This window comes from Pseudomonas sp. 1L-E-NC-VB-C3 (genome assembly GCF_057291535.1).
The window spans coordinates 83,652-107,295 of sequence record NZ_JBXAWD010000014.1; the positions used below are offsets into that span (position 1 = coordinate 83,652).

Genomic DNA, 23,644 nt, shown 5'->3' on the forward strand with positions numbered 1-23,644 from the left:
CTGTGTACCTGATCAATTGAGGTGTGCCATGCGTTTGCTGGTCGTAGAAGATGAAGCCAAAACCGCCAATTTCCTCGCCAAGGGCCTGGGCGAGTCGGGTTTCGCCGTGGACGTGGCGCTCAATGGCCTCGACGGCCGCTATTTTATCGAGCAGCAGGAATACGACCTGATCATCCTCGACGTGATGCTGCCCGGCCTCAACGGCTGGCAATTGCTCCAGCTGATTCGCCAGCGCGGCGCCACACCGGTGCTGTTTCTCACCGCCAAGGACGCTATCGAAGACCGCGTGCGTGGGCTGGAACTGGGCGCGGATGACTACCTGCTCAAACCCTTCGCCTTCGCCGAGCTGCTCGCGCGCGTACGCACGCTGCTGCGACGCGGGCCGATGCGCGAAGCCGAGTCGTACAGCATCGCCGACCTGGAAATCGACGTATTGCGCCGACGGGTCAGTCGCGGCGGCCAGCGCATTGCCCTGACCAACAAGGAATTCGCCCTCTTGCAGCTGCTCGCCAGCCGCCAGGGCGAAGTGCTTTCGCGCACGCTGATCGCCTCGCAAGTGTGGAACCTGAATTTCGACAGCGACACCAACATGGTCGAAGTCGCCGTCCGGCGTCTGCGCGCCAAGGTTGATGATCCGTACATGCCGAAACTTATCCACACCGTGCGCGGCGTCGGTTATCAACTGGAAGCGCCGGACGATGTGGAGTAAGTCGATCGCCTGGCGATTGGCGCTGGCCTTCGCCATGGTCTGCGCGCTGGTGCTGAGCGCAATCGGCGTGTTCCTCTACCGCTCGCTGGCCTCGGAATTGGCCTTTCGTGACGACATGGCCTTGCTCGGTCGCCTCGAGCAAGTGCGCGCCTTGCTCGCCGACAGCGACAGCCTCGACGCCTTGCAGGCACGGCCACGGTTGTATCAGAACATGCTCGGTAATCTCGACAGTCTGCTGCTGGTGCGCCGGGCCGACGGCTCCAGCGTGATCGCGATCAACCCGCGTCAGCGTGAACTGCCCGCGCTCAATGCATTAGCGCGAGAGCAAATGCCGCAGCGCCGTGACGTGCTCACCTGGCAGGCCAGCGACGGCGCCGAATTGGCCTTGCTGTCCGGCCAGGCCCAAGGCCCCAACGGTGAAACCCTCACGGTGATCGCCGGCAAAGTGCTCAGCGAGCGTGAGCAGATGCTCGGCAGTTATCGCCTGCGTCTGTACCTGTCCGTCGGCCTCGGCGCGGTGCTCGCGTTTGCTCTGGGCCTGTTATTGCTGCGGCGTGGCTTGCAGCCCTTGCAACAGTTGAGCGAAGCGGTGCGCAGTATCGATCTGCGCAGCCTCGATCGACGCCTGCCTACCGAGGGCACGCCGAGCGAACTGCGCGAGCCGGTGCACGCGCTCAACACCATGCTGGCGCGGCTGGACGACAGCGTGCAGCGCCTGTCGCAGTTCTCCGCCGACCTCGCCCACGAAATCCGCACCCCTCTGCACACCTTGCTCGCCAGCAACGGCCAGGCCCTGAACCATCCGCGCAGCACGGCCGAATATCAGGAAGTGCTGGCCTCGAACATGGAAGAGTTCGAACGGCTCAAGCGCATGGCCGAGAACCTGATGTTCCTCGCCCGCGCCGAACAGGCCGAACGTGCGCTCAATCTGCACACACTGGACTTGCGCAACGTCGGCGACGAGCTCTGCGATTACTTCGAAGCCCTGGCCGATGACCGCGACCTCCAACTGCAAAACCGCATGCACGGCGAATTGCTCGCCGACCAGCAACTGCTGCAACGCGCCCTCGGCAATCTGCTGGCCAATGCCGTACGCCACGCCGACCCCGGCAGCCTGATCAGCCTGCAACGCCGCGATGAACCGGGTATGTGCTGGCTGCAAGTGCACAACCACGGCCCGGTCATCGCGCCTGAGCATCTGGGCAAACTGTTCGACCGTTTCTACCGCGTCGATCCTTCACGTGCGGAACCGGGAGATTCGGGTGGGCTGGGTTTGGCGATCGTGCAGTCGATCATGCAGTTGCATGGCGGGCAGGTGCGGGTGAGGAGTGATGTGGGGGGGACTTTGTTTGAGTTAGGGTTTGCGGGGCGGTGTTAAGACGTTAGCGATGGCTGACCATCTACGCTAAGCTCAATTAATTGCATTGCTTATGATGCAGTTAATTTTTTTTAGTGGATTTGCATTGTAAACAATGCATCTGGGGCGGTGATGGAAAAAATTGGCGAGTTGATCAGAAGCTTGCGTAAGGCTGAAAAGCTGTCCCAGCAAGCTTTGGCGCAGCAATACGGCATGAGCCGCGCAACAATCTCGGGGATTGAAAACAACACAATCTCGGAAATCGGTCTGCGTAAAGTCGAAGCGATTCTTAACGGATTCGGCTACGAATTGGCCGCAATCCCCCGCGCCTCTCGACGGCCGACACTCGACACGCTGCGCAAGGTGAACTTCCATGACTGAGGCATTGGACCGCTTGCAGGTCTGCGTCGGCGGCCATGAGGTTGGAAGATTGGGGCGCGGGCACGCAGGTGTCGACAGCGTGTTCAGCTATCGGGACGATGCGATTGATGAAAATGCCGTTTCGCTGACCATGCCGACACGCCTGGAAAGTTATGGTTATGAACGCGGCATTCATCCGATATTCGAGATGAATCTTCCTGAAGGTGCGTTGCGCGATGAGTTGGTCCGGCGTTTCAGCAAAGCCGTGCGCGGCTTCGATGACTTCGCTTTACTAAGTATCGTCGGCCCGCATCAACTCGGGCGTCTTTCGATCGCGAGCGCATCGACAACTGATCGTCCACCTGAAACCTCGCTGGCTGAATTGTTGGTTCATGACGGTGCGCAAGGTTTGTTCGAGGATCTTTTGCAGACTTACGGGCAGTATTCCGGAGTTTCAGGCGTGCAGCCCAAAGTGTTGGTGCGTGACAGTGCCGCTGCAATAGACCGACTGACGCACCGAGGCTCGACTCATCTGGTCAAAGCCTTCCGTGCCGAAGAGTATCCCGAGCTGGCAACCAACGAATATTTCTGCCTGCGCGCTGCGCAACTTTGTGGCCTCGACGTGCCGCATTTCGAACTCAGCGAGCATGGCAAGTTTCTCGTCATCGAGCGTTTTGACTTGAGCGACACCGGATACCTCGGTTTCGAAGACTTTTGCGTGCTCAACGGCTGGCCGTCGAAGGCCAAATACGATGGCTCTTACGAAGGAGTCGCACGGCAGATCAAGGCGTTTGTTTCGCCCTCATTACTCAAGCACGCACTGGAAGCTTTCTTCAAGATTGTCGCTTTATCGGCAGCATTGAAAAACGGCGATGCCCACCTGAAAAACTTTGGCGTGCTCTATGAGGATTGTGGCGAGCGCGCATTGGTCAGGCTGGCTCCGGCGTACGACATCATCACCACGTCGGTGTACATCAAGAGCGATAGCATGGCACTGCTGTTGGGCGGTTCGAAGGCGTGGCCCAAGCATAAAATGCTTACCAGGTTTGGTCGTACGGCCTGCAATCTAAGTGAAGCGCGTTGCAACCAGTTATTGCAAATGGTCGCGCAGGGTGTACAGCAAGCGCTGGGCGAAATGGCGGAGTACAGCGCAAATCATCCTGCCTTCGCAGAGGTGGGCGCTGCAATGATCGAACAATGGTCGGCCGGTCTGGCGCGCAGCCTGCGCAACAGTTGAAACTCAGCGCAACTGATCCCGAAACTGCCCCGGCGTCATCCCGGTCCAGCGCTTGAACGCGCGGCTGAAGCTGCTCGTGTCGGCGAATCCCAGCAGATAGCTGACTTCACTCAAGGAACACTGCGGGTCACGCAGGTGCAGCAGCGCGAGGTTTTCGCGGCTTTCGTTGAGCAGGGTGTCGAAGCGACAGCCCTCATCCGCCAGATGCCGCTGCAGGCTGCGCAGGCTCAGGTGCAAGGCCTGGGCGATGCGCTCGGCGCTCGGTTCGCCTTCGGGCAGTTGTTCTTCAATGGCATCGCGCACCTTGCGCTCCCAGGTCAGCGGTTTGAGCTGGGCGAGGGTGCGTTTGAGTACGGCTTCGTTGTGCTCGGCCAGTTCCGGGTTGGCGTCGTCGAGGTGGCTGTCGAAGTCGCTGAGGGCGAATTCCAGGCGGTCCTCGGCGGCGGAAAAATACACCGGCGCGCGGAAGACTTTGTGCCATTGCTGGGCATCGCTCGGTTCGGGGCGGCGCAAGTACACCGCCAGCGGTGCGTAGTCACGGCCGAGGCGATTGCGGCAGGTGCGCACGTAGATCGCCGTAAATGCGTCGATGGCTTCGAAGGCCGGCGCCGGGTTGCCGGGCGGAATTTTCAGGCGAAATTGATAACGGTCATTGCTACGGCTCAGCTCCAGCTCCAGCGCATCGCTGACCACCGGATGATAACGCACGATGCGTTCGAACACTTCGCGCAAGCTGCCGCTCGCCACCAGCGCATAACCAAGCGCGTGGAACGTGGTCGGGCTGACGAAACGCGACACGCGCAAGCCCAGCGCCGGGTCGCCGCTGGCTTCAACGGCGAGCGCCCACAGGCGCGTGGTACCGGATAGCGGATAGCGCGCATTGGGGTCGTCCATCAGCGTTGGGTCGAGCCCGGCCTGTTGGCACAAGGCAAGGCTGTCCAGCCCGAGCGCGTCGAGTTGTTTGCGCAAGGCGCGGGTCCAGCTGGCGAGGGAGGTCGGTTCCTTCATGCGGATTGGCGCGTCCGGTCAACAGGTTGGCGTTCTTGGCTAGCGCGGATCGAACCCCGGCAAGGCACGATGCATTCATCTTAGACCCGAGGATGGAAGCATGGACGGTACTTCTGCAAGCCCTGAACGACTGAATGCGGCGCAGCGCTCGGCACATATTCGCCAAGTGGTGTTGGCCAAGGGTGCGCAATTGCGTGAGCGCTACCCGATTCTTCAGCGTCAGGATGCCCTCGGTGCGGGGATTCTGGCGTTGGCGCTGGCCGGGATGATCGGCTCGGCGGCGCTGTACATCACTGGCCATATGGCCTGGTGGGTGTGCCTGCTGCTCAACGGGTTTTTCGCCTCGCTGACCCATGAGCTGGAACACGACCTGATCCACAGCATGTACTTCCGCAAGCAGCGCGTGCCGCACAACCTGATGATGGGCCTGGTCTGGCTGGCGCGACCGAGCACGATCAACCCGTGGATCCGTCGTCATCTGCACCTCAACCATCACAAGGTTTCCGGCACTGAAGCCGACATGGAAGAGCGCGCAATCACCAATGGCGAGCCGTGGGGGTTTGCCCGTCTGCTGATGGTTGGCGATAACGTCATGTCGGCGTTTATCCGCCTGCTCCGCGCCAGGACCTGGGCACACAAGTGGAGCATCGCCAAACGCGTGCTCAAGGTCTACGCACCGCTGGCGCTGCTGCATTGGGGCGCGTGGTATGTGTTTCTCGGCTTTCACGCGGCCAATGGCATTGCGCATTTGCTCGGCTCGCCCATCGAATGGTCGGCCACCACGCTGTCGGTGATGCAGGTGATCGATATCGCCGCCGTGGTGATCATCGGCCCCAACGTGCTGCGCACTTTCTGCCTGCACTTCATCAGCTCGAACATGCATTACTACGGCGACGTCGAACCGGGCAATGTGCTGCAGCAATGCCAGGTGCTGAACCCGTGGTGGCTGTGGCCGTTGCAAGCGTTCTGCTTCAACTTCGGCAGCAGTCACGGGATTCATCATTTCGTGGTCAAGGAGCCGTTTTACATTCGTCAGATGACCGTGCCGGTGGCGCACAAGGTGATGCGCGAGATGGGTGTGCGCTTCAATGATTTCGGCACGTTTGGCCGGGCGAACCGGTTTGTGCGCGGAGATGAGGAAGTGGTGTCCGGGGAGGCGGTGGAGGCCTGACAGATGCCCCTCACCCTAACCCTCTCCCAGGGGAGAGGGGACTGATCCAGCTGTTTATGCTGGATACATCGACCTGAAATTTCGAGCCGACCTCAGGTTGGAAAAGCATGAAGATCTGCTCCCTTTCCCCCTCTCCCTCAGGGAGAGGGCTGGGGTGAGGGGGGCTTTTGATCTTGGTTCAATCCGGCTGAAACGGCGAAGCACTGAGGATCACCCCGGTCTCTTCTACATACCGCTGCCAATGCCCGATCAGGTCAGTGAGTTTCTGCGGCTGACTCAACGCCAGATCATGAATCTCCCCTGGATCATTCGCCAGATCATAAAGCTGCCAGGTCGCTGGCCCGACCGGCCCGGGGATCCATACCGCTTTCCACGAGCCCTGGCGAATCGCCCGGCGTCCGAACAATTCCCAACCGGTGACCGTATGCTCGTCATGCACCTGCGCGGTCTCGCCGGACAGGAAGCCCAGCCACGACTTGCCGCGCAGTGGCGCCACGGCTTTGCCTTTCCACTGTTTGCCCGGATGCCGCACGCCAGCCAGATCGAGAATGGTCGGGGTGATGTCCATCACCGTGCCGAAACCATGGCTGATCTGCCCTTTCAGCGGCAATTGTGGATAGTGCAGCAGCGCCGGCACGCGGATCCCGCCCTCGGTGGTGAAAGCCTTGAACAAGCGTGACGGCGCGGTTGCCACTTGCGCCCAGTTCGGCCCGTACCAGACGTAGGAATTGGCCCGGCCGATGTTGTCGAGGCTGTTGTCGTAATGCTGGTTGAGGTAGGTCATCAGCTCCGGGCCGAATTTGGGGAACGCTTCCAGCAGCGCGCCTTCGGCACCGTTGTCGGACATGAACAGGATGAAGGTGTTGTCGAGCTGGCCTTGCTGGCGCAGGTAATCGACGACCCGGCCGATGTTCCAGTCCATGCGCTCGACCATCGCCGCGTAGACCTCCATGGCTCGTGCGGAAATCTGCTTTTGCTCATCGCTCATCGCGTCCCACTGCGCGCTGAGCTGAATCAGCGGGTGCGGTTCGACGTCTGCCTCGATCAGACCCAGTGCCTTGAGTTTTTCCAGGCGTTCGAGGCGCAGCACTTGTGGGCCGGCGTCATAGCGGCCACGGTATTTCGCGACGATCTCGGCCGGTGCCTGCAGCGGCCAGTGCGGCGCGGAGAAGGGCAGGTAAGCGAAGAACGGCCGGGTCTGATCGCGTTCCTTGAGGTACTGCAGCAGCTTGTCGCCGAAGGCGTCGGAGGAATAGAAATCCTTTGGCAACTCGTCAATAAACTGATCGTCCTCGATGTACAGCGCCGGGGTGGATTTCAGCAGGCCCGGCGTTTGCTCATCGTAGGTCGGCTCGAAACCATAGTGGTTGGCAGCGCCCGGCAACAGTGAAAACGAACGCTCGAAACCGCGCGCATGGGGCGCCAGTTCAGCCTTCAGACCCAAGTGCCATTTGCCGCTCATCAAGGTTTGATAGCCGGCCTCGCGCAGCAGCTCGGGCAGGGCGACAACGCGGTCATTCAGGTAGCCTTCGTAGCCAGGTTTGCCGATCAGTTCCGGGGTCAACGCTTCGGCCATGGTGCCGATGCCGGCGATGTGGTGATCGGTGCCGGTCAGCAGCATCGAGCGCGTCGGCGAGCAGGTCGGTGCGGTGTGGAAATCGGTCAGGCGCAGGCCGTTCTCGGCCAGCGCATCGAGGTTCGGCGTAGCGATTTCGCCGCCGAACGCACCGATGTCGGAAAAGCCTAGGTCGTCGGCCAGAATCACTAGAAAGTTGGGACGTTGCGGCATCGCGAAACTCCTGTTCAGCAGGCAATGAACGTCAGCGGCAGATCGCGGATCTGCACCGGTGCGCTCGGTTGGTAATGGTCATCACTGGTCAGCTCGTGCAGCAGTTCTTCGCGCAGCTGATGAAAGTCGTAACTGCTGCGCTGGCGCGGGTGCGGCAGGGCGATGTCGACCACTTGCTTGATCCGCCCCGGACGCGGCTCCATCACCACCACGCGATCGGCCAGAAAAATCGCTTCCTCGACATCGTGGGTCACCAGAATCGTGGTGATCTGTGCCCGCTCGCGGATCGCCAGCAGCTCGTCCTGCATTTGCTGGCGGGTCAGTGCGTCGAGGGCGCCGAAGGGTTCGTCGAGCAACAGGATTCGCGGGCTGGCGACGAGACCGCGAGCAATCGCCACGCGCTGCGCCATGCCGCCGGAGAGTTGATGCGGATAGGCCGCGGTGAAATCGCTGAGGCCGACCAGCTCGATAAAGTCTTTGATGCGTTGTTGTTTCTGCGCTCCGCTCAGCGGTTCATTGACCAGACCGAGGCCGATGTTGTCGGCGACCGTCAGCCACGGAAACAGACGATGTTCCTGAAAGACGATACCGCGCTCGCCGCCGATGCCGCTGACGGCCTTGCCATCGACACTGATCTGTCCGCGAAACTCGGTGTCGAGGCCGACCAGCAAACGCAGCAAAGTGGATTTGCCGCAGCCGCTGGAGCCGACGATGGCGACGAATTCGCCCTCGGCAATGTCCAGGTTGAATTCGCGAATCGCCTCCAGTTCGAAACCGTTGACGGCGAAGGATTTGCCTACGTGGTTGAAGCTGACAATCGGTGCGTTCATGCGTGTCTCCAGCGGGTCGCGCGAATTTCCAGGCGTTGGCCGATCAGGTTGAGCAGGGCGCCGGTGAGGCCGACCAGCAGCATGCCGGCCATGATCAGATCCATGCGCAACAGCTGCTGCGCGCCGATCATCTGGCTGCCGATGCCGCCATTGGACGGCATGAAATATTCAGCGCCGATGGTGCCGAGCCAGGCGTAGATCAGGCTCAATCGCAGCCCTGCGAAAATCCCCGGCGCAGCACCGGGCAGCACCAGTCGACGCAGGCGCTGGCCGAGCCTCAGGCGCAGCACTTGCGCGGCTTCGTTGAGTTGCGGCGAGAGGTTGGCGACGCTGCGCTGGGTGGCGACGAACAGCGGAAAGAATGCAGCGAGAGCGACGAACACCCACTTGGCCAGTTCGCCGAGGCCGAACCACGCGGTGAGCAGCGGCACCCAGGCGAAAATCGCAATCTGCCGCAGTGCGGCGAGTGTCGGGCCGAGCAGGCGTTCGCTGAAACGCGACAGGCCGAGCAGCAAGCCCAGGGCGAAACCGAGGCCGCCACCGATCAGCAAGCCGCCCAGGGTGCGGCTCAGGCTCAGCGCCATGCCGTTGACCAGCGTGCCGTCGAGTAGTCCGTCCCACGTCGTGCTCAGCACAGCCGCAGGGCTGATCAGAATATTCGCGTCGACCCACTGCTGATCATTGGCGTGTTGCCAGAGCGCCAACAAGCCCAGCGGCAACAGCCACGGTTGCAGGCGTTGCCAGCCCTGATAGCGCGGGCCGCGAGTGATGTGCGCGGTGGCCGGGTGCGGCCAGTGCACCAGTCTGCGGTCGAGCAGGCCGATGCCGCGATCCATGGCCACACCGATCAGACCGATGACCACGATGCACACGAACACGATGTCGAGCATGAACAGCTGCCGCGCCCAGACCATCAGATAGCCGATGCCTTCACTGGAGGCCAGCAGCTCGACCGCCAGCAACGAGGTCCAGCCGGCGGCGAGTGCCAGGCGCACGCCAGCCATGAACGCCGGCAGCGCAGCGGGAAGCACCAGACGACGAATCAGCAGACGCGGCGGCAGGCGCAACACGGCGGCGGCTTCGCGCAGTTTCGGTTGCGCATCGCGCACGCCAACCAGTGTGTGCAAGGTCACCGGCACCACAATGGCCTTGATCAGCACCACCAGTTTCAGCACTTCGCCGATGCCGAAGAACACCATGAACAGCGGAATCCACGCCAGCGTCGGCACCTGCGCCAATCCAGCGAATGTCGGAAAAACCAGGCGCTCCAGACGTCGACTGAAGCCCAGTGCGGCGCCAAGCACCGCGCCGGTCGAAACGCCTGCCAACAAGCCCCAGAACAACCGTTGCAGGCTGATCCACAAATGACTCCACAACTCGCCTTGGGCCAGTTCCACAGCGCTGCTCCACACCAGCGATGGCGCCGGCAGGATCTGCTCGCTCATCCACTGATTGCGCGCGGCCAGCCACCACAGGACGAACAGGCTGACGGGTAGCAGCCAGGGCAAAAGGCGTTGATTCAGGCTCGGCCAGGTGCGACGGCTTTTCAGCGGCGGCGCGGCCAGCGGCAGGCTGAGCAGAGATTGACGGGCCATGGGTGACCTCCGTTGTCGGGTTGCATGGCGAACCGCTTTTCATGTGGGAGCGAGCCTGCTCGCGAATGGCTGTTTCAGGCAGCACTGATGTCGGCTGGTATGGCCTATTCGCGAGCAGGCTCGCTCCCACACTGGGTTTCGTCATATATGAAACTGATCTAACAAAGTTGCTTTCGATGCTATCGGGAGATAAGCGAATCCATTTAAGGCTTGCCTGCTTACGCGCATCCAATGCATTCGAAGAATATTTTCGATGCTGTTAATGCATATCGCGCTGCACGCCGCACAACCCCTTGCTTAGCTCATAAAGATATAAAAATGTGAATTTTTAGTATTTAAGCGAATGTAGCCAGTCAGCCTACTTTCAGCTCCTCAGCGATCAAGGAGCCGCACCCATGAACCTTCCCTTCAAACGAATCATCAGCCTGCTGGCCGCCCCGGCGCTTGCAGGCTTTCTTGCGCTTGGCGCCCAAGCCGAAGAACTCAAGGAAATCCGCATCGCGGTGCCCGACCTCAGCGCCGGCACTCAACACAGCGGCGGCGGCATCGTCGATGTGCTGCGCGATCAGCAGATCTTCGAAAAGGCCTTCGCCGAGCAGGGCATCAAGATCCAGTGGAGTTTCTTCAAGGGCGCCGGGCCGGTGATCAATGAGGCGTTTGCCAATGGGCATGTCGATCTGGCCTATCTCGGTGATCTGGCCGCCATCATCGGCAAGTCCAACGGTCTGGACACGCGCCTGCTCAGCGCGACGGCGCGTGGGGTCAAGCAATACCTCGGCGTGGTGCCCGGCTCGGGGATCAAGACCTTGCAGGATCTCAAGGGCAAACGCGTGGCGATCTTTCGCGGGACGGCGACGCAGCTGTCGTTCGATGCGGCGCTGGCCAGTCAGGGCCTGAGCGAGAAGGATCTGAAGGTCATCAATCTGGATTTCAACGCGGCGGTTTCGGCACTCGCGGCCAAGCAGATCGATGCCTCGTGGGGCAGCTCCGCGCTGAGTGCCTTGCAAGCCAAAGGCCTGGCGGAATTGCCGCTCAACACCAAGGACCTTGGCGGCGCTGGCAGCGTGCAGGCGGTGCTGCTGGGTAATGGCAAGTTTGTCGACGCCCATCCTGAGGTCATTGCGAAACTGCTCAAGGCGCAGCAGCAAGCGGTCGAGTGGCTGACGCAGGACAGCAACAAGGACGCCTATGTGCAGCTGGTATCAGGGCTGGCCAGTTATCCGCCGGTGATTCTGGCTCAGGATCTGAAGGACCAGAATCTCAGTGAGATTTTCCCGTCGACACTGGATCCGGTGTTCTTGAGCGGCCTGCAGGACAAGGTCGACCTGGCGGCGCAGCAGAAGCTGATCCGCAAGCCGTTCAAGGTCAGTGATTGGGTGGCGCCAGAGCTTTCTGCAGCCAGGCTTTAGATCTCCAGCGTCTGCACTGGCCGCTTCGCGAGCAGGCTCGCTCCCACACTGGAACCGGGTTCATAGCCAAATGTGGGAGCGAGCCTGCTCGCGAAAGGGTTTCAGACAGCGACGCTGACGTCCTGCCGATCCAACGCGATCAACGTCTCGATCATTGCCCTCGCTGCTGGTGATAGTCGAAACCCGGTGCGGCTGACGATGCCGCAGCGCGCGTTCATCGTTTCGAGGTTCTGCGGCAGGTTGCGCCAGTGCAGCAGCACCAGCGAGCCCTTGGCGACATCCTCGGCAAACGCCTCCTCGGTACCGACACCTATCGCATTGGATTGCAGCACCACTTTGACCAGTGCCGGAAAGTGCTCGGTCTCGATGGTCGGCGAGAAATCGATGCGCCCGCTCAGGTTCGCCAGCAGCTTGCGAATGCCCGGCGGGATCAGTGTGGCGGCCAGCGGGTAGTCGAACATGTCGTTGGTCGACAGGCTTTCCTTGGCCAGCAACGGATGCCCCGGTCGGCAGAAAAACACGCCGCGCTTGGGCGTCAGCGGTTGCGTCTGGAAATTCGGGTCGGACTCGAAATGGCGGATGTCGGCGATGAAGAATTCGATCTCTTCGCGGCTCAGCGCACGGCTGAGTTTTTCCCAGTTATCCACTTGAAAACAGGTGCGCACTTTCGGGTGCGCATTGATGAACTGCGCCACCGCATCCGGCACCAGTTTCACTGCCGGCGCCGGGCCGCAGCCGAAGTGCACTTCGCCAGCGTCGAGCTTGGTCATCTGCGTCACTTCGGCGCTGAGCAAAGCTGCGCCCTGCACCAGGCTCAGGGCGTGTTGCAGCACCACCTGGCCTTCGGGCGTAGGGCGCAGATCCTTGTTGCCTCGATCGACCAGCACGCAACCGAATTCCTGCTCCAGCCCCTGAATGCTGCGGCTGAACGCCGGTTGAGTGATGCCCATGGCGTCTGCCGCACGGACAAAACTGCGGTGTTCGTTAAGGGCGATGAAGTAGCGCAACTGGCGAAGATCCATATGCTTTTCCGGCATCCTAAAAATAGCTCGAAGGCATTTGCGACGAGGGTTGCTTGAGGTTTTAAATGCAAGCTCTTATTCCGTCAACGAAGCATGTGATTATCTATTAGATGTAAATGGAATATAGATAGAGCGTTGTTTCGCTGCCGTCAAAACCGCAAGCCGTCGATGAGGGTCTTCCCATGAGCAATGCCGCACTCGCTGTAAAACCCGTTTCTCACGCGCTGGAAATTCACCCGGTGGCCGGTCGTATCGGTGCCGAAATCCGCGGCGTTCACCTGTCCGGTGAGCTGGACGCCGCCACTGTCGAAGCCATCCAGCAAGCCTTGGTCGAATACAAAGTGCTGTTCTTCCGCGAGCAGACGCAACTCGACGATCAGCGTCAGGAAGCCTTTGCCCATCTGCTTGGCGAACCGGTGGCGCACCCGACCGTGCCGGTGCGTGAAGGCACTCGCTACCTTCTGGAGCTGGACGGCGCCGAGGGCCAGCGCGCCAATTCCTGGCACACCGACGTGACCTTCGTTGATGCCTATCCGAAAGCATCGATCCTGCGCTCGGTGGTTGCGCCGGCATTCGGCGGCGATACGCTGTGGGCCAACACCGCGACCGCTTACAGCGGTTTGCCGAGCGAGCTGCGTGAGCTGGCCGACAAACTGACCGCTGTGCACAGCAACGAGTACGACTACGCCGGGGCGAAGCCGGACGTCTCGGCAGAGAAGCTGGAGCGCTATCGCAAAGTCTTCACCTCGACCGTCTACGAAACCGAGCACCCGGTGGTGCGCGTGCACCCGATCAGCGGCGAGAAGAGCTTGCTGCTGGGGCATTTCGTCAAACGCATCAAAGGTTATTCACAGGCCGATTCGGCACACCTGTTCGGCTTGCTGCAGAGCCATGTGATCCGCCAGGAAAACACCGTGCGCTGGCGCTGGCAGGCTGGAGATGTGGCGATCTGGGACAACCGCTCGACGCAGCATTACGCGATTGATGATTACGGCACCCAGGATCGCGTGGTGCGCCGGGTGACGCTCAAGGGCGAGGTGCCGGTGGGGGTGAATGGGCAGCGCAGCCAGACCATCAAAGGTCGTGATTGAAGATCAAGAGCCCCTCACCCCAGCCCTCTCCCAGAGGGAGAGGGAGCCGACCGAGTTATCTCGCGTTATGCATCGACCTGAAAGACCTTAATCGATTATGGATTCGGTGAAGCTGGATCAGGTCGGTGCACCTCTGAAATATCCCCCATTCAGTCCCCTCTCCCTCCGGGAGAGGGTTAGGGTGAGGGGCTCTTCCCGCTACCAAACACCAATCTGAACAACCTTCTCGGTTTCCGGTTCGCCATAACGAAACCGCTGCCCGCGCAAATCGATCTCCGGATGGCTGATCGTCGTCCGCCGCTTCAACCCCCTCATCCACTCAAACAGATATCCGGCATGCTCCTCGCGCACCGCCGCGTATGCCGGGTCCTCACCCAGATCATTCAGCTCCTGCGGATCATTCAACAGATCAAACAGCTGCGGTCTAAACCCGTCGTACGCCAGGTATTTCCAGCGCTCGCTGCGCACCATGGTCATGCGGCAACGGTCGATCGGCTGGCCGAGACGTTCCCGCGCCGGGGCCTGGAAGGCGTAGTCGTATTCGCTGATTGCATAGCGGCGCCAATCGGGATTTTCCCCGTGCAGCAACGGGATCAATGAACGCCCTTCAAGCCGATGCTCTGCTGCCGGCAATCCCAGTGCTTGAAGAAATGTCGGCAGCGCATCGATGGTTTCTGCCAAGCGCTCATCGACAGTGCCGCGAGTGACATCCGCCGCCCCCCGAGGATCGCGCACGATCAACGGCACACCCACCGCCTGCTCCAGCAAAAACTCCTTCTCGCCGAGCCAATGATCGCCGAGGAAATCGCCGTGATCGCTGGTGAACACGATCAACGTGTCATCCCAGCGCCCGTTGCTCTGTAGAAAATCGAACAGTCTCCCCAACTGATCATCCACTTGCTTGATCAGGCCCATGTAGGTGGGGATTACATTCAATCGTACTGAATCGCGGGAGAAGTTGCGGCTTTCCTCATGTTGGCGAAAGGCAGTGTATACGGGGTGTTTGCTGGCTTCGGAGAGCGTCGCGCGGATCGGTTGCAGAATCGATTTCGTACTGTACAAGGCGTGGTATGGCAACGGTACGATATATGGCCAATGTGGTTTGATGTACGAGAGGTGTAAACACCAGGATTTATCGCCTTGCTCAGCGATGAAGTCGATGGCCCGAGTTGTAGTGTAGACAGTCTCTGAGTGTTGCTCGGGAATTCGTGCTGGCAAATTCGCATGACGCATTTTCCAGCCGCTGAGGATTTCACCGTTCTCGCCTTCGGCGGCATTCGCCCAGTCGTGCCAGGGATTCTTGCCATCGAAGCCCTGCGCGCGCAGGTATTGGGTATAGGGCGCGGATTCGCGCTTGTCGTCGAATGACGGATCGTCGGGGTAGATGCCGTCGTGGCGCAGGTACGGTTCGAAGCCGACCTCATTGAGCAACTCGGCTTGCGCGCTTTGCGGGTTGATCGCCAGCCGCTGCAAGGCGTCGACATTGGCCGTCGCATGGGTCTTGCCGACCAGCGCGGTGCGGATGCCGTGAGGTCGCAGGTAATCGCCGATCGTCAATTCATCCAGCGGCAACGGCACCGAGTTCCAGGCCACTTGATGACTGCTGACATAGCGCCCGGTGTAGGCCGACATCCGCGACGGGCCGCAGATTGTGCCCTGGGTGTAAGCACGGCTGAAACGCACGCCTTGGGCAGCGAGGCGATCGATGTTCGGTGTGTGCAGATGCGGGTGGCCGTAACAGGACAGGTAATCGCGGCGCAGTTGATCGCACATGATGTACAGCACGTTGCGCACGGGGTTGGGTGGGGTGGGCATGGGGTTCACCGGTCAGTGGGACAGGTGAGGGTTTTCGCTGTCGGTGGGGGTTTTCGGCAAGTGCATTTGGGGAATGGTTTTTATGCAGCGATTGCATCAGCCTCTTCGCGAGCAGGCTCGCTCCCACATTTGAAATGCGTATTCCTGTGGGAGCGAGCCTGCTCGCGAAGGGGCCAGCTCAGACCGCGAAATTCTCCAGCGAACACACCTCCTCATCCTCCGCATCAATCGCCTTGATCTGTTCGATCATCGCCTCGGCCAGTGGCGACAACCGATACCCCGCGCGGCTGACAATCCCATAGCGGGTGTACAGCTCCTCCAGATCATCCGCCAGGCCTTCGATCTTCAAACAGACCAGCTCACCCTTGGCCAGATGCAGCGCATCGGAATACGCGCCGACAATTCCGATCGCCTCCGAACGCAGCACCACGCTCAACAGCGTCGAACCGTTTTCGCATTCCACATTCGGGGTGAAATCAGGGCGGCCGCTGAGGTCGACGATGACCTTGCGCAGGTTCGGCGGGCGAATGCTTACGGCCAGTGGATAACTCAGCAACTGCTCGGCGGTGATGCGCTCGAACGCCGTCAGCGGATGCCCGGCGCGGCAGCAGAAATGCCATTTGCGCGCCCGCAGGCGGTGGGTCTGGTAATCCGGGTCGGCCTCGAATTGTCGGGTATCGGCGACGAAGAATTCGAACTCTTCGCTGAGCAGGCGTTTGCTCAGGCTCTGCCAGTCATCGACTTGAAATTGCACTCGCGCTTTCGGGTAGCGGCCGATGAACGCGCCGATCGCGCGGGGGATCAATCCAGCGGCTGGCGCCGGCCCGCAACCAAAGCGCAACTCCCCGGCCTCGAGGCCATTGAACTGGCTGATCTCATTGGCCATCTGCTGCGCACCGCTGACCAGTCGCCGCGCATGTTCGAGCAGCACATGGCCCTGTTTGGTCGGCGGCAATTCCTTGCGCCCACGGTCGACCAACTGGCAGCCGACGCTGTGTTCCAGTGCTTGGATGCTGCGGCTGAATGCCGACTGCGACAGGTTCACCGCCTGCGCGCCAGCGACAAAGCTGCGTTGCTCAACCAGAGCGATGAAGTGACGCAATTGGCGCAAGTCGATATGCATTTTTCACATAAAAAATATCCGGGAAATGCATTGGATATGCATTAGGTCGACTCCTTATAAAGGCAATCTCTTATGCAGTAAATATTTGTAAATCCATAAATAAATAACTGAAAAGAATATGCAGCACTGAAGATGTCTGTGTGTTTTTTGACCAGGAGCCGCGCCATGAGTCCGTTGAATCTCGCGTTACCCCCATCTCCCCGACGGCTCAAACGCCTGCCTTTGGCGCTGTTGCTGGCAGGCAGCGCCAGCTGGACTCACGGCTATGCCGCCGAAGCCGAAACCCCTCCGCCCGTCCCCGCAGACACAGCGGCGGCCAACGGTTCGCAGCTGGAAACCGTGACCGTCACCACGCGCCGCCGCGAAGAAAGTTCGCAAGACGTGCCGACGCCAATGAGCGTGGTCAGTGGGCAGAATCTGGAGACGCAACGGGTTTACCGGATTCAGGATTTGCAGCAACTGGTGCCCAGCGTCAACGTCGCTTACATGCATGCGCGGCAGTCCAGCGTGTCGATCCGTGGCCTCGGTAACAACCCGGCCAGTGATGGCCTGGAAGGCAGCGTTGGCCTGTACATCGACAACGTTTATCTGGGCCGTCCGGGTATGGCAGTGTTCGACTTGATGGATATCGAGCAGCTTGAGGTCTTGCGCGGGCCGCAGGGCACGCTGTTCGGCAAGAACACCACCGCCGGGGTCATCAATATCAGCACCCGCGCGCCCAGTTTCACGCCTGAGCGCAGCATCGAAACATCGGTCGGCGAGGACGGTTATTTCCAGACCAAGGGCACGATTTCCGGGCCGCTCAATGATGAGTTGGCCGGACGTTTTTCCGCCTATCGCACGCGCAGTGACGGCGACATCAAGAACGAATATGACGGCCACGACCTCAACGGCGGCTCCCGCGAGGGCTTCCGCGCGCAGCTGTTGTTCAAGCCCAATGAAAATTTCAATCTGCGCTGGATCGGCGATTACAACGAAGAAGATTCCAGTGCCGGCACCCGCGTGCTGTACAACACCGGGCCGACCATCAACGGCGTCAATCTGTATGAATCGCGGGCCAGCGCGGCCGGGGCGACGCTGGTCAACGGCCGGCATCGCAAGGTCAATCTCGACAATGACCAGCACGTCACCGTGCATCAGGGCGGCACTTCGGTGGAAGCCAACTGGACGTTGCCGAGCGATTTCACCCTGACTTCGATCAGCTCCTACCGCTTCTGGAATTTCACCCCGCGCAATGACGACGGCCTCAACGTGCCGGCCAGCTACAACGCCGGCGTTTCGGTGGAAGACAAACAGTATTCACAGGAATTTCGCCTGGCCTCGCCCAAGGGCGAGTTCTTTGATTACGTGGTCGGTGCCTACTATTTCGGCTCGGACCTGGACAACAAATCCTTCGCCTATTACGGCCCGCAGGCCGACATCTGGAACGGCACGCCGGCCGGCGCCCTGGCCAATGTCACCAGCGTCGGCAACGGCCATATCAAGACCGACAGTTTCGCCCTGTTTGCCCAAGGCACCTGGCACCTGAGCGAACGCCTGGATTTCACCGCCGGGGTGCGTGGCACCTACGAAGAGAAAAACGCTTCGGTCAGCCGCAACGCGCCGCTCGGCGGTGTGGCGGTGGCGGGCGCGGCAGCCACTGCGCGCCGTGGACGTGCCGGCGCCTACGATTCCGGTGACTTGAATCAGTACAGCTCCAGCCCCTCGGGACTGCTCAACCTGAGCTATCGCATCACCGATGATGTGCTCGGTTATGCCACCCTGTCCCATGGCGAAAAATCCGGCGGGGTCAACCTCGCGGTCGGCTCTGCTCCGACCGCAGGTGCCGACTCGCTATTGATCGGCACCGAGCGCGCCAACAACGCCGAACTCGGCTTCAAAAGCACCCTGTGGGACCGCCGCCTGCAACTCAACGCCAACGTGTTCTGGACCCAGGTCAACGCGTACCAGACCAATGCCTATGACGCCGCCAACCGCGTGCAATACCTGACCAACGCCGGTTCGGTGCGCTCGCGCGGCATCGAGTTCGAAAGCACCGTGGTGCCGCTGCGTGGGCTGACGCTGAATTTCAACGGTTCGTACAACGACGTCAGCTACCTCTCGTACAAGGATGCACCGTGCCCGCCGGAAGTCAGCCAGGCCCCAGGCGCACCGGCCTCCTGCGACCTCAGCGGTCATCAAGTGGTCGGCGCATCGAAATGGATCGGCAACGCCAACGGCGAATACAAATGGAATCTGGATAACGGCTTCGAACCCTACGTCACCGGCAGCTATGCGTTTCGCTCCAAAGCGGTGGGCACGGTCGAGGATTCCGATTACGGGCAGATACCCAGTTACGCGGTGGTCAACCTTTCCACCGGCCTGCGCGGTGATTTCAATCAGGGCCAGTGGGATGTCTCGCTGTGGCTGAAGAACGCCTTCGACAAAACCTACTACACGACCCTGTGGACCGGCGGTAACGGCGGCTATGAAGGCCTGCTCGGCACCCCGCGCACCCTCGGCGTTACCGGTCGCTACGACTTCTGATTTGCCTTCAAGGAGCTGCACCATGTTGCCCATCAAAAGCGCTTTACCCCTGCTGCTATCCGGCGCAGTCCTGAGCAGCGGTGCTTTCGCCGCGCCCAGTGTGTACCCGACTGGAGTCACCCGTTATGACCCAGACAAGGCGTTTAACCAGTACGTGATCTTCAGCGGTGCCGACAAACAGACGCACCTGATCGACATGAACGGCAACGAAGTGAAGACCTGGCCGCAGGCAGGTTTCCCGTCCGCAATCATCGACCCGCAACTGGTCGGCGGTAAACGCGGCCATGTGCTGCTGCAATTGAGTGACAAGGACCCCGGCAAGCTCGGCTCGGCGGGCAATGGCCTGGGCAACCAGAGCGTCGGCGAACTCGACTGGGACGGCAAAGTGGTTTGGCAGTGGGGCGACAAGGCTCCCGGTGGCGCGGCGCAGCAACATCACGATCAGCGGCGCTTGAGCAATGGCAACACCGTGGTGCTGGCGAACAAGGTGCACAAGGTCACAGGCTTCAAGGCGCCCGAAGTAATCGATGATGTGATCTACGAAGTCAGCCCCGACGGTGCAGTGAAATGGCAGTGGCTGGCCTCGGATCATCTGAGCGAATTCGGCTTCACTGCCGAGCAATTGAAACTGGTGCGCGCCAGTGACAATCCGGATTACCTGCACATCAACAACCTCAGTCTGGTCGGGCCGAACAAGTGGTTCGACGCCGGTGACAAGCGCTTCAGTCCGGACAATCTGTTGATCGATTCACGCAACGCCAACTTCATCGCCATCATCGACAAAAGCAGCGGCAGAGTGGTCTGGCGGCTGGGGCCGAATCTGCCGCTGATCAATCCGAAAACCGCGCAGAAACTGCCGCGTCCGGTCGATCAGTTCGTCGGCCAGCATGACGCGCACATCATCCCCGCCGGGCTGCCCGGCGCCGGCAATCTGCTGGTGTTCGATAACCAGGGCTCGGCGGGCTATCCAAACGTCACCCTTGGGTTGATATCCGGCTCGCGGGTGCTGGAAATCGACCCACAGAAAAACCAAATCGTCTGGCAGTACAGCGCGGCCAATACGAAGCAGCCGGGCTGGGCGTTCTATAGCTCGTTCATCAGCAGTGCGCGGCGGTTGCCCAACGGCAACACGTTGATCGACGAAGGCATGAACGGACGGTTTTTCCAGGTAACCGCCAGTGGTGAAAACGTTTGGGAATACGTCAGCCCGTATCTGGGCAAAGCGCCGGGCAGCGATGCAATCAGCAACTGGGTGTATCGAGCGCTGCCGGTGAGCTATGACTGGGTGCCTGCCGGTACACCGCGTTCAGAGACTGCAGTGATCGCGCCCGCTGTCGGCGTGCAGCAAACCAATGCCAGCCGTTGAAGGGCGCGGATGGATGCCGTGGACGAATACTTTTCATGCCGCAAAGGCATGCGATTTACGGCTCATCGCTGCAGCCCTTGTAGCGCGTGGCCTCGGTGAAAAAGACCGATTCGTATATTCCATGCAGATCTATACATAACTTCAAAGATTACTTTCGGTGATAAGCGTTCAGGCCCAATGATTGCCCCGTCGACTACGCCGTGGGGGCTTCACGAATGGCGAGACGATCGCTTTGGCTCGTAGAACGGAAAGAGACCGCAGGGAGTTGAACAATGGGCAATGTCCAGACCGCCGCCAGCGCAGGGGAATTGCTGTGGCGGCACACGCCGAGTGGCGAACTGGTCGATCTTGGCCGGCCGCACCGGGTGCCGTTGGGGCAGTTGCGTTTGCAGCGTGCGCCCAAGGGCATTTTGAGTCGGCGCGAAACCCTTCTGCTCGGTGTGCTCGCGTTGATTGTGCACGGTGCGGTGATTTATTGGGTCAGCCAGAAACCGACGCCGGTGCTGCCGGTGGTACCGCCGGAAATTCCGCCGATGACCATCGAGTTTTCACGCCCGGCTCCGCCCGCGCCGCCGGTTGTGGTGGCGCCACCACCGGCGCCCGTGGTCGAGCCGCCACCGCCAGTGGAGGACGAGTTGGCGGTGAAACCGCCGCCGCCCAAGCCGATCGCCAAACCCAAACCGGTGGTGAAACCGCCGCCCAAACCGGCGCCGAAGGCAGTAGAGCAACCGCCAGCGCCAGCGAAACCCGCAGCCCCGGTCGCCGCGCCAGCGCCTCCTGCGCCACCGGCACCGGCGCCCGTTACCCCGGCTTCAGCCAACGCTGCGTATCTGAAAAATCCGGCGCCGGAATACCCGTCGCTGGCCCAGCGGCGCGGTTGGGAAGGCACGGTGTTGTTACGGGTGCATGTGTTGGCCAGCGGCAAACCGGGCGAGATCCAGATTGCCAAAAGCAGTGGTCGGCAACAGCTCGACGATGCGGCGCTGAATGCCGTCAAGCGCTGGAGTTTCGTTCCGGCCAAGCAGGGTGATGTCGCCCAGGACGGCTGGGTCAGCGTGCCCATCGATTTCAAGATTCATTAAACCGCAACCAAATTCGCGCGAAATGTTTACACGAGGGAACACATCATGACGTTACTGGCATCTCCACTGGAATCCATCGAAAGCGCGGTGATCTGGCTGCTGGTGGTTTTTTCCGTTGCCACTTGGGGCCTGGCGTTGCTCAAGGCTGTGCAGTTCGGTCGTCTGAAAGCGCAGGATCGGCGCTTTCACAAACGTTTCTGGGCGGCGTCGAGTCTGGATGCCGCGGCAGAGTTGAGCGAAACCCAGCCCGGCGCCGCAGCGCGAGTGGCGCAGGCTGGCTATGCAGCGATCCAGGTGGGCGAGGCGCCGCAGGCGAATGATCTGAGCCAGGCGATCAACCATCAGGATCGCCTCGAGCGTGCCTTGCGCCAGCAGATCGTCCGCGAACGGCGTTCGCTGGAAACCGGTCTGGCGGTTGTCGCGAGTATCGGCAGCACCTCGCCGTTCATTGGTCTGTTTGGCACGGTGTGGGGAATCATGGAGGCCTTGAAAGGCATCAGCGCCGCCGGTTCGGCGAGCCTGGAAACGGTGGCCGGCCCGATCGGTGCGGCACTCGTCGCGACCGGCGTGGGGATCGCCGTCGCGGTGCCGGCGGTGCTGGTTTACAACTATTTTTTGCGAAGGCTGAAACTGACCGCCGCGGATCTCGATGACTTCGCCCACGACTTCTACAGCCTGGCGCAGAAGAGCGCGTTCCGCGTGCTGATCCACCCGACCGCACACAAGGTGGCAACGTCGGGCAACGCGGCAAAAGTGAAGGAGGCCTCCTGATATGGCCTTCTCCACGCAAGACACGGATGAGGTGCTCAGTGAAATCAACGTGACGCCGCTGGTAGACGTGATGCTGGTGCTGCTGGTGGTGTTTATCGTCACCGCGCCGCTGCTGACCAACGCGATCCCGATCAACCTGCCGAAGACCGAAGCGGTGGCGCCGGTCGAGCAGAAGGATCCGCTGGTGGTGAGCATCGACGGCGCCGGCAAACTGTTTATCAACAAGGACGAGATTCAGCCCGACTTGCTCGAACTCAACCTCAAGTCGGCCAAAGCCAAGGACCCGGAGGTGCGCGTGCAATTGCAGGCCGATGACGGGGTGAATTACGGCGAAGTGGCGCGAGCCATGGCTTCGATCGAACGGGCGGGGATTACCAAGTTGTCGGTGATTACTGCGCGGTGACAGATTTCGTTTTTCCGGGGCCGTCTCCTTGGCAGGGTGCGGCCCTTTTTTTGCGTTCAGTTTTTGAAAAGCCCCTCACCCTAGCCCTCTCCCGGAGGGAGAGGGGACTGACCGGGTTGTCTGGCGGCTATACACCGATATGAGAAATCCAGTCGAACTCAAGATTTGAAGAGCCTGAAGATCAGCTCCCTTTCCCCCTCGCTCCTTGGGGGAGAGGGCTGGGGTGAGGGGGAAGAATCTCATGCCCTACACAGATCACATATTCGATACAGGTCTTAATAAATAGCTTCTTATTCCTTAACGAATATAACTCATCTCCCTATACTCGACCCGGAACAGACACGACGCAGGAGAGCTTCCCCATGCGCAACGAATCAATCCGCTACCTGATTGTGCCGGGCTGGCAAGGATCGCCAGAAGATCATTGGCAAAGCCATTGGCAGAACAGCCTGCCGAACAGCGCACGGGTGGAACAGGCCGATTGGCTGACGCCGCGTCGTGAGGACTGGGTCGCCGCGCTGGCCGAAGCGATTGCCGCCGACAGCACGCCGGTCATTCTCATCGCTCACAGCCTCGGCTGCATCACCGTTGCCCACTGGGCGGCGACTGCGCCGCTGCAATACCTGCGTCAGGTGCGCGGGGCGTTGCTGGTTGCGCCGGCCGATGTCGAGCGTCCTGCCTGTGCGCCGGCACTGCGCAATTTCGCGCCGATCCCGACGGATCTTTTGCCGTTTCCCAGTCAGGTCGTCAGCTCCGACAACGACGCCGCCGTCAGTGCCCCGCGCGCGCTCGAACTGGCACGCAACTGGGGGGCGGAGGCGGGGATTCTTGCCGGTGCCGGGCACATCAACGTCAAGTCCGGGCATCAGCGTTGGGAGCAGGGTTTCGCCTATCTCTATCGCCTGCAAAACCGTCTGGAAGACCACGCCCGCCGTCGCGCCTGATCTAATTTTTCAACGCCCCCGTCGGCTGGCGGTTTT

Annotated in this window: 20 protein-coding genes; 13 read left to right on the forward strand and 7 right to left on the reverse strand. The window is 60.8% G+C overall.

The genetic code is table 11. From position 1 onward, the window contains the following. Nucleotides 1-28 precede the first annotated feature (28 nt). The 4 genes from AC0Z5Z_RS21655 to AC0Z5Z_RS21670 all read left to right on the forward strand — a co-directional run bounded on the left by AC0Z5Z_RS21655 (nt 29) and on the right by AC0Z5Z_RS21670 (nt 3,663). Nucleotides 29-709 (forward strand): heavy metal response regulator transcription factor, encoded by a 681-nt coding sequence (locus tag AC0Z5Z_RS21655; RefSeq protein ID WP_041477440.1) that lies wholly within the window; start codon nt 29-31, stop codon nt 707-709. Next, complete coding sequence (locus AC0Z5Z_RS21660; RefSeq protein WP_485611616.1) at nt 699-2,087, forward strand: heavy metal sensor histidine kinase; 1,389 nt, start codon at nt 699-701, stop codon at nt 2,085-2,087. The genes AC0Z5Z_RS21655 and AC0Z5Z_RS21660 overlap by 11 nt, the downstream gene beginning before the upstream one ends. 111 nt (nt 2,088-2,198) lie before the next feature. Next, nucleotides 2,199-2,447, forward strand: coding sequence for a helix-turn-helix domain-containing protein (locus AC0Z5Z_RS21665; RefSeq protein ID WP_016772238.1), 249 nt, complete (start codon nt 2,199-2,201; stop codon nt 2,445-2,447). Continuing rightward, complete coding sequence (locus AC0Z5Z_RS21670) at nt 2,440-3,663, forward strand: type II toxin-antitoxin system HipA family toxin (RefSeq protein WP_252879215.1); 1,224 nt, start codon at nt 2,440-2,442, stop codon at nt 3,661-3,663. Before AC0Z5Z_RS21665 ends, AC0Z5Z_RS21670 begins: the two co-directional genes overlap by 8 nt. Before the next feature lie 3 nt (nt 3,664-3,666). Here AC0Z5Z_RS21670 and AC0Z5Z_RS21675 read toward each other — a convergent pair whose 3' ends face one another. Next, nucleotides 3,667-4,671: an AraC family transcriptional regulator gene (locus tag AC0Z5Z_RS21675; protein ID WP_252868593.1), complete on the reverse strand. Its 1,005-nt coding sequence runs from the start codon at nt 4,669-4,671 to the stop codon at nt 3,667-3,669. Nucleotides 4,672-4,771: 100 nt separating this feature from the next. Here AC0Z5Z_RS21675 and AC0Z5Z_RS21680 point away from each other — a divergent pair, with 100 nt between their 5' ends. Continuing rightward, nucleotides 4,772-5,842 carry a fatty acid desaturase gene (locus AC0Z5Z_RS21680; RefSeq protein ID WP_485611617.1) on the forward strand — a complete coding sequence of 357 codons (1,071 nt, stop codon included), beginning with the start codon at nt 4,772-4,774 and terminating at the stop codon, nt 5,840-5,842. 178 nt (nt 5,843-6,020) lie between these two features. Here AC0Z5Z_RS21680 and AC0Z5Z_RS21685 read toward each other — a convergent pair whose 3' ends face one another. From AC0Z5Z_RS21685 to AC0Z5Z_RS21695, 3 genes are read right to left on the reverse strand one after another with little or no spacing between them, the layout of a single operon-like run. Beyond that, nucleotides 6,021-7,631 (reverse strand): arylsulfatase, encoded by a 1,611-nt coding sequence (locus AC0Z5Z_RS21685; protein WP_485611618.1) that lies wholly within the window; start codon nt 7,629-7,631, stop codon nt 6,021-6,023. A gap of 14 nt (nt 7,632-7,645) precedes the next feature. Next, nucleotides 7,646-8,461 carry an ABC transporter ATP-binding protein gene (locus AC0Z5Z_RS21690; protein WP_264364339.1) on the reverse strand — a complete coding sequence of 272 codons (816 nt, stop codon included), beginning with the start codon at nt 8,459-8,461 and terminating at the stop codon, nt 7,646-7,648. After that, nucleotides 8,458-10,056 carry an ABC transporter permease gene (locus tag AC0Z5Z_RS21695; RefSeq protein WP_095181124.1) on the reverse strand — a complete coding sequence of 533 codons (1,599 nt, stop codon included), beginning with the start codon at nt 10,054-10,056 and terminating at the stop codon, nt 8,458-8,460. Before AC0Z5Z_RS21695 ends, AC0Z5Z_RS21690 begins: the two co-directional genes overlap by 4 nt. A 395-nt stretch (nt 10,057-10,451) precedes the next feature. Here AC0Z5Z_RS21695 and AC0Z5Z_RS21700 point away from each other — a divergent pair, with 395 nt between their 5' ends. After that, entirely contained in the window at nt 10,452-11,465 is a 1,014-nt protein-coding gene (locus tag AC0Z5Z_RS21700) for an ABC transporter substrate-binding protein (RefSeq protein ID WP_485611619.1), read from the forward strand. A 101-nt stretch (nt 11,466-11,566) separates the two neighbouring features. On the opposite strand, the gene AC0Z5Z_RS21705 is transcribed toward AC0Z5Z_RS21700, so the two are convergent. After that, nucleotides 11,567-12,487 carry a LysR family transcriptional regulator gene (locus tag AC0Z5Z_RS21705; protein WP_095181123.1) on the reverse strand — a complete coding sequence of 307 codons (921 nt, stop codon included), beginning with the start codon at nt 12,485-12,487 and terminating at the stop codon, nt 11,567-11,569. Between the two features lie 182 nt (nt 12,488-12,669). Between AC0Z5Z_RS21705 and AC0Z5Z_RS21710 the strand changes: the two genes are divergently transcribed. Then, nucleotides 12,670-13,578: a TauD/TfdA dioxygenase family protein gene (locus AC0Z5Z_RS21710; RefSeq protein ID WP_056787022.1), complete on the forward strand. Its 909-nt coding sequence runs from the start codon at nt 12,670-12,672 to the stop codon at nt 13,576-13,578. Between the two features lie 198 nt (nt 13,579-13,776). Here AC0Z5Z_RS21710 and AC0Z5Z_RS21715 read toward each other — a convergent pair whose 3' ends face one another. Beyond that, nucleotides 13,777-15,393 (reverse strand): alkaline phosphatase family protein, encoded by a 1,617-nt coding sequence (locus tag AC0Z5Z_RS21715; RefSeq protein WP_485611620.1) that lies wholly within the window; start codon nt 15,391-15,393, stop codon nt 13,777-13,779. Between the two features lie 178 nt (nt 15,394-15,571). Beyond that, on the reverse strand, nt 15,572-16,516 hold the full coding sequence (locus AC0Z5Z_RS21720; protein ID WP_423521732.1) for a LysR family transcriptional regulator: 945 nt from the start codon (nt 16,514-16,516) through the stop codon (nt 15,572-15,574). Nucleotides 16,517-16,681: 165 nt separating this feature from the next. Here AC0Z5Z_RS21720 and AC0Z5Z_RS21725 point away from each other — a divergent pair, with 165 nt between their 5' ends. From AC0Z5Z_RS21725 to AC0Z5Z_RS21750, 6 genes are all read left to right on the forward strand, one after another. Further along, nucleotides 16,682-19,042, forward strand: coding sequence for a TonB-dependent receptor (locus AC0Z5Z_RS21725; protein ID WP_485611621.1), 2,361 nt, complete (start codon nt 16,682-16,684; stop codon nt 19,040-19,042). Nucleotides 19,043-19,064: 22 nt separating this feature from the next. Next, nucleotides 19,065-20,408 (forward strand): aryl-sulfate sulfotransferase, encoded by a 1,344-nt coding sequence (locus AC0Z5Z_RS21730; protein ID WP_056787033.1) that lies wholly within the window; start codon nt 19,065-19,067, stop codon nt 20,406-20,408. A gap of 272 nt (nt 20,409-20,680) precedes the next feature. After that, nucleotides 20,681-21,490, forward strand: coding sequence for an energy transducer TonB (locus AC0Z5Z_RS21735; RefSeq protein ID WP_252879223.1), 810 nt, complete (start codon nt 20,681-20,683; stop codon nt 21,488-21,490). Nucleotides 21,491-21,535: 45 nt separating this feature from the next. Then, nucleotides 21,536-22,261: a MotA/TolQ/ExbB proton channel family protein gene (locus AC0Z5Z_RS21740; RefSeq protein WP_041477454.1), complete on the forward strand. Its 726-nt coding sequence runs from the start codon at nt 21,536-21,538 to the stop codon at nt 22,259-22,261. A gap of 1 nt (nt 22,262) precedes the next feature. Further along, entirely contained in the window at nt 22,263-22,664 is a 402-nt protein-coding gene (locus AC0Z5Z_RS21745) for an ExbD/TolR family protein (protein ID WP_015092994.1), read from the forward strand. Between the two features lie 362 nt (nt 22,665-23,026). Beyond that, nucleotides 23,027-23,608: an alpha/beta hydrolase gene (locus AC0Z5Z_RS21750; protein ID WP_041477456.1), complete on the forward strand. Its 582-nt coding sequence runs from the start codon at nt 23,027-23,029 to the stop codon at nt 23,606-23,608. The last annotated feature ends 36 nt before the right edge of the window (nt 23,609-23,644 follow it).

Excerpts from the sequence above, each read along its gene's own strand:
- AC0Z5Z_RS21655 (WP_041477440.1), top strand. The coding sequence starts at position 29 with ATGCGTTTGCTGGTCGTAGAAGATGAAGCCAAAACCGCCAATTTCCTC.
- AC0Z5Z_RS21660 (WP_485611616.1), top strand. The coding sequence starts at position 699 with ATGTGGAGTAAGTCGATCGCCTGGCGATTGGCGCTGGCCTTCGCCATG.
- AC0Z5Z_RS21665 (WP_016772238.1), top strand. The coding sequence starts at position 2,199 with ATGGAAAAAATTGGCGAGTTGATCAGAAGCTTGCGTAAGGCTGAAAAG.
- AC0Z5Z_RS21670 (WP_252879215.1), top strand. The coding sequence starts at position 2,440 with ATGACTGAGGCATTGGACCGCTTGCAGGTCTGCGTCGGCGGCCATGAG.
- AC0Z5Z_RS21675 (WP_252868593.1), bottom strand. The coding sequence starts at position 4,671 with ATGAAGGAACCGACCTCCCTCGCCAGCTGGACCCGCGCCTTGCGCAAA.
- AC0Z5Z_RS21680 (WP_485611617.1), top strand. The coding sequence starts at position 4,772 with ATGGACGGTACTTCTGCAAGCCCTGAACGACTGAATGCGGCGCAGCGC.
- AC0Z5Z_RS21685 (WP_485611618.1), bottom strand. The coding sequence starts at position 7,631 with ATGCCGCAACGTCCCAACTTTCTAGTGATTCTGGCCGACGACCTAGGC.
- AC0Z5Z_RS21690 (WP_264364339.1), bottom strand. The coding sequence starts at position 8,461 with ATGAACGCACCGATTGTCAGCTTCAACCACGTAGGCAAATCCTTCGCC.
- AC0Z5Z_RS21695 (WP_095181124.1), bottom strand. The coding sequence starts at position 10,056 with ATGGCCCGTCAATCTCTGCTCAGCCTGCCGCTGGCCGCGCCGCCGCTG.
- AC0Z5Z_RS21700 (WP_485611619.1), top strand. The coding sequence starts at position 10,452 with ATGAACCTTCCCTTCAAACGAATCATCAGCCTGCTGGCCGCCCCGGCG.
- AC0Z5Z_RS21705 (WP_095181123.1), bottom strand. The coding sequence starts at position 12,487 with ATGGATCTTCGCCAGTTGCGCTACTTCATCGCCCTTAACGAACACCGC.
- AC0Z5Z_RS21710 (WP_056787022.1), top strand. The coding sequence starts at position 12,670 with ATGAGCAATGCCGCACTCGCTGTAAAACCCGTTTCTCACGCGCTGGAA.
- AC0Z5Z_RS21715 (WP_485611620.1), bottom strand. The coding sequence starts at position 15,393 with ATGCCCACCCCACCCAACCCCGTGCGCAACGTGCTGTACATCATGTGC.
- AC0Z5Z_RS21720 (WP_423521732.1), bottom strand. The coding sequence starts at position 16,516 with ATGCATATCGACTTGCGCCAATTGCGTCACTTCATCGCTCTGGTTGAG.
- AC0Z5Z_RS21725 (WP_485611621.1), top strand. The coding sequence starts at position 16,682 with ATGAGTCCGTTGAATCTCGCGTTACCCCCATCTCCCCGACGGCTCAAA.
- AC0Z5Z_RS21730 (WP_056787033.1), top strand. The coding sequence starts at position 19,065 with ATGTTGCCCATCAAAAGCGCTTTACCCCTGCTGCTATCCGGCGCAGTC.
- AC0Z5Z_RS21735 (WP_252879223.1), top strand. The coding sequence starts at position 20,681 with ATGGGCAATGTCCAGACCGCCGCCAGCGCAGGGGAATTGCTGTGGCGG.
- AC0Z5Z_RS21740 (WP_041477454.1), top strand. The coding sequence starts at position 21,536 with ATGACGTTACTGGCATCTCCACTGGAATCCATCGAAAGCGCGGTGATC.
- AC0Z5Z_RS21745 (WP_015092994.1), top strand. The coding sequence starts at position 22,263 with ATGGCCTTCTCCACGCAAGACACGGATGAGGTGCTCAGTGAAATCAAC.
- AC0Z5Z_RS21750 (WP_041477456.1), top strand. The coding sequence starts at position 23,027 with ATGCGCAACGAATCAATCCGCTACCTGATTGTGCCGGGCTGGCAAGGA.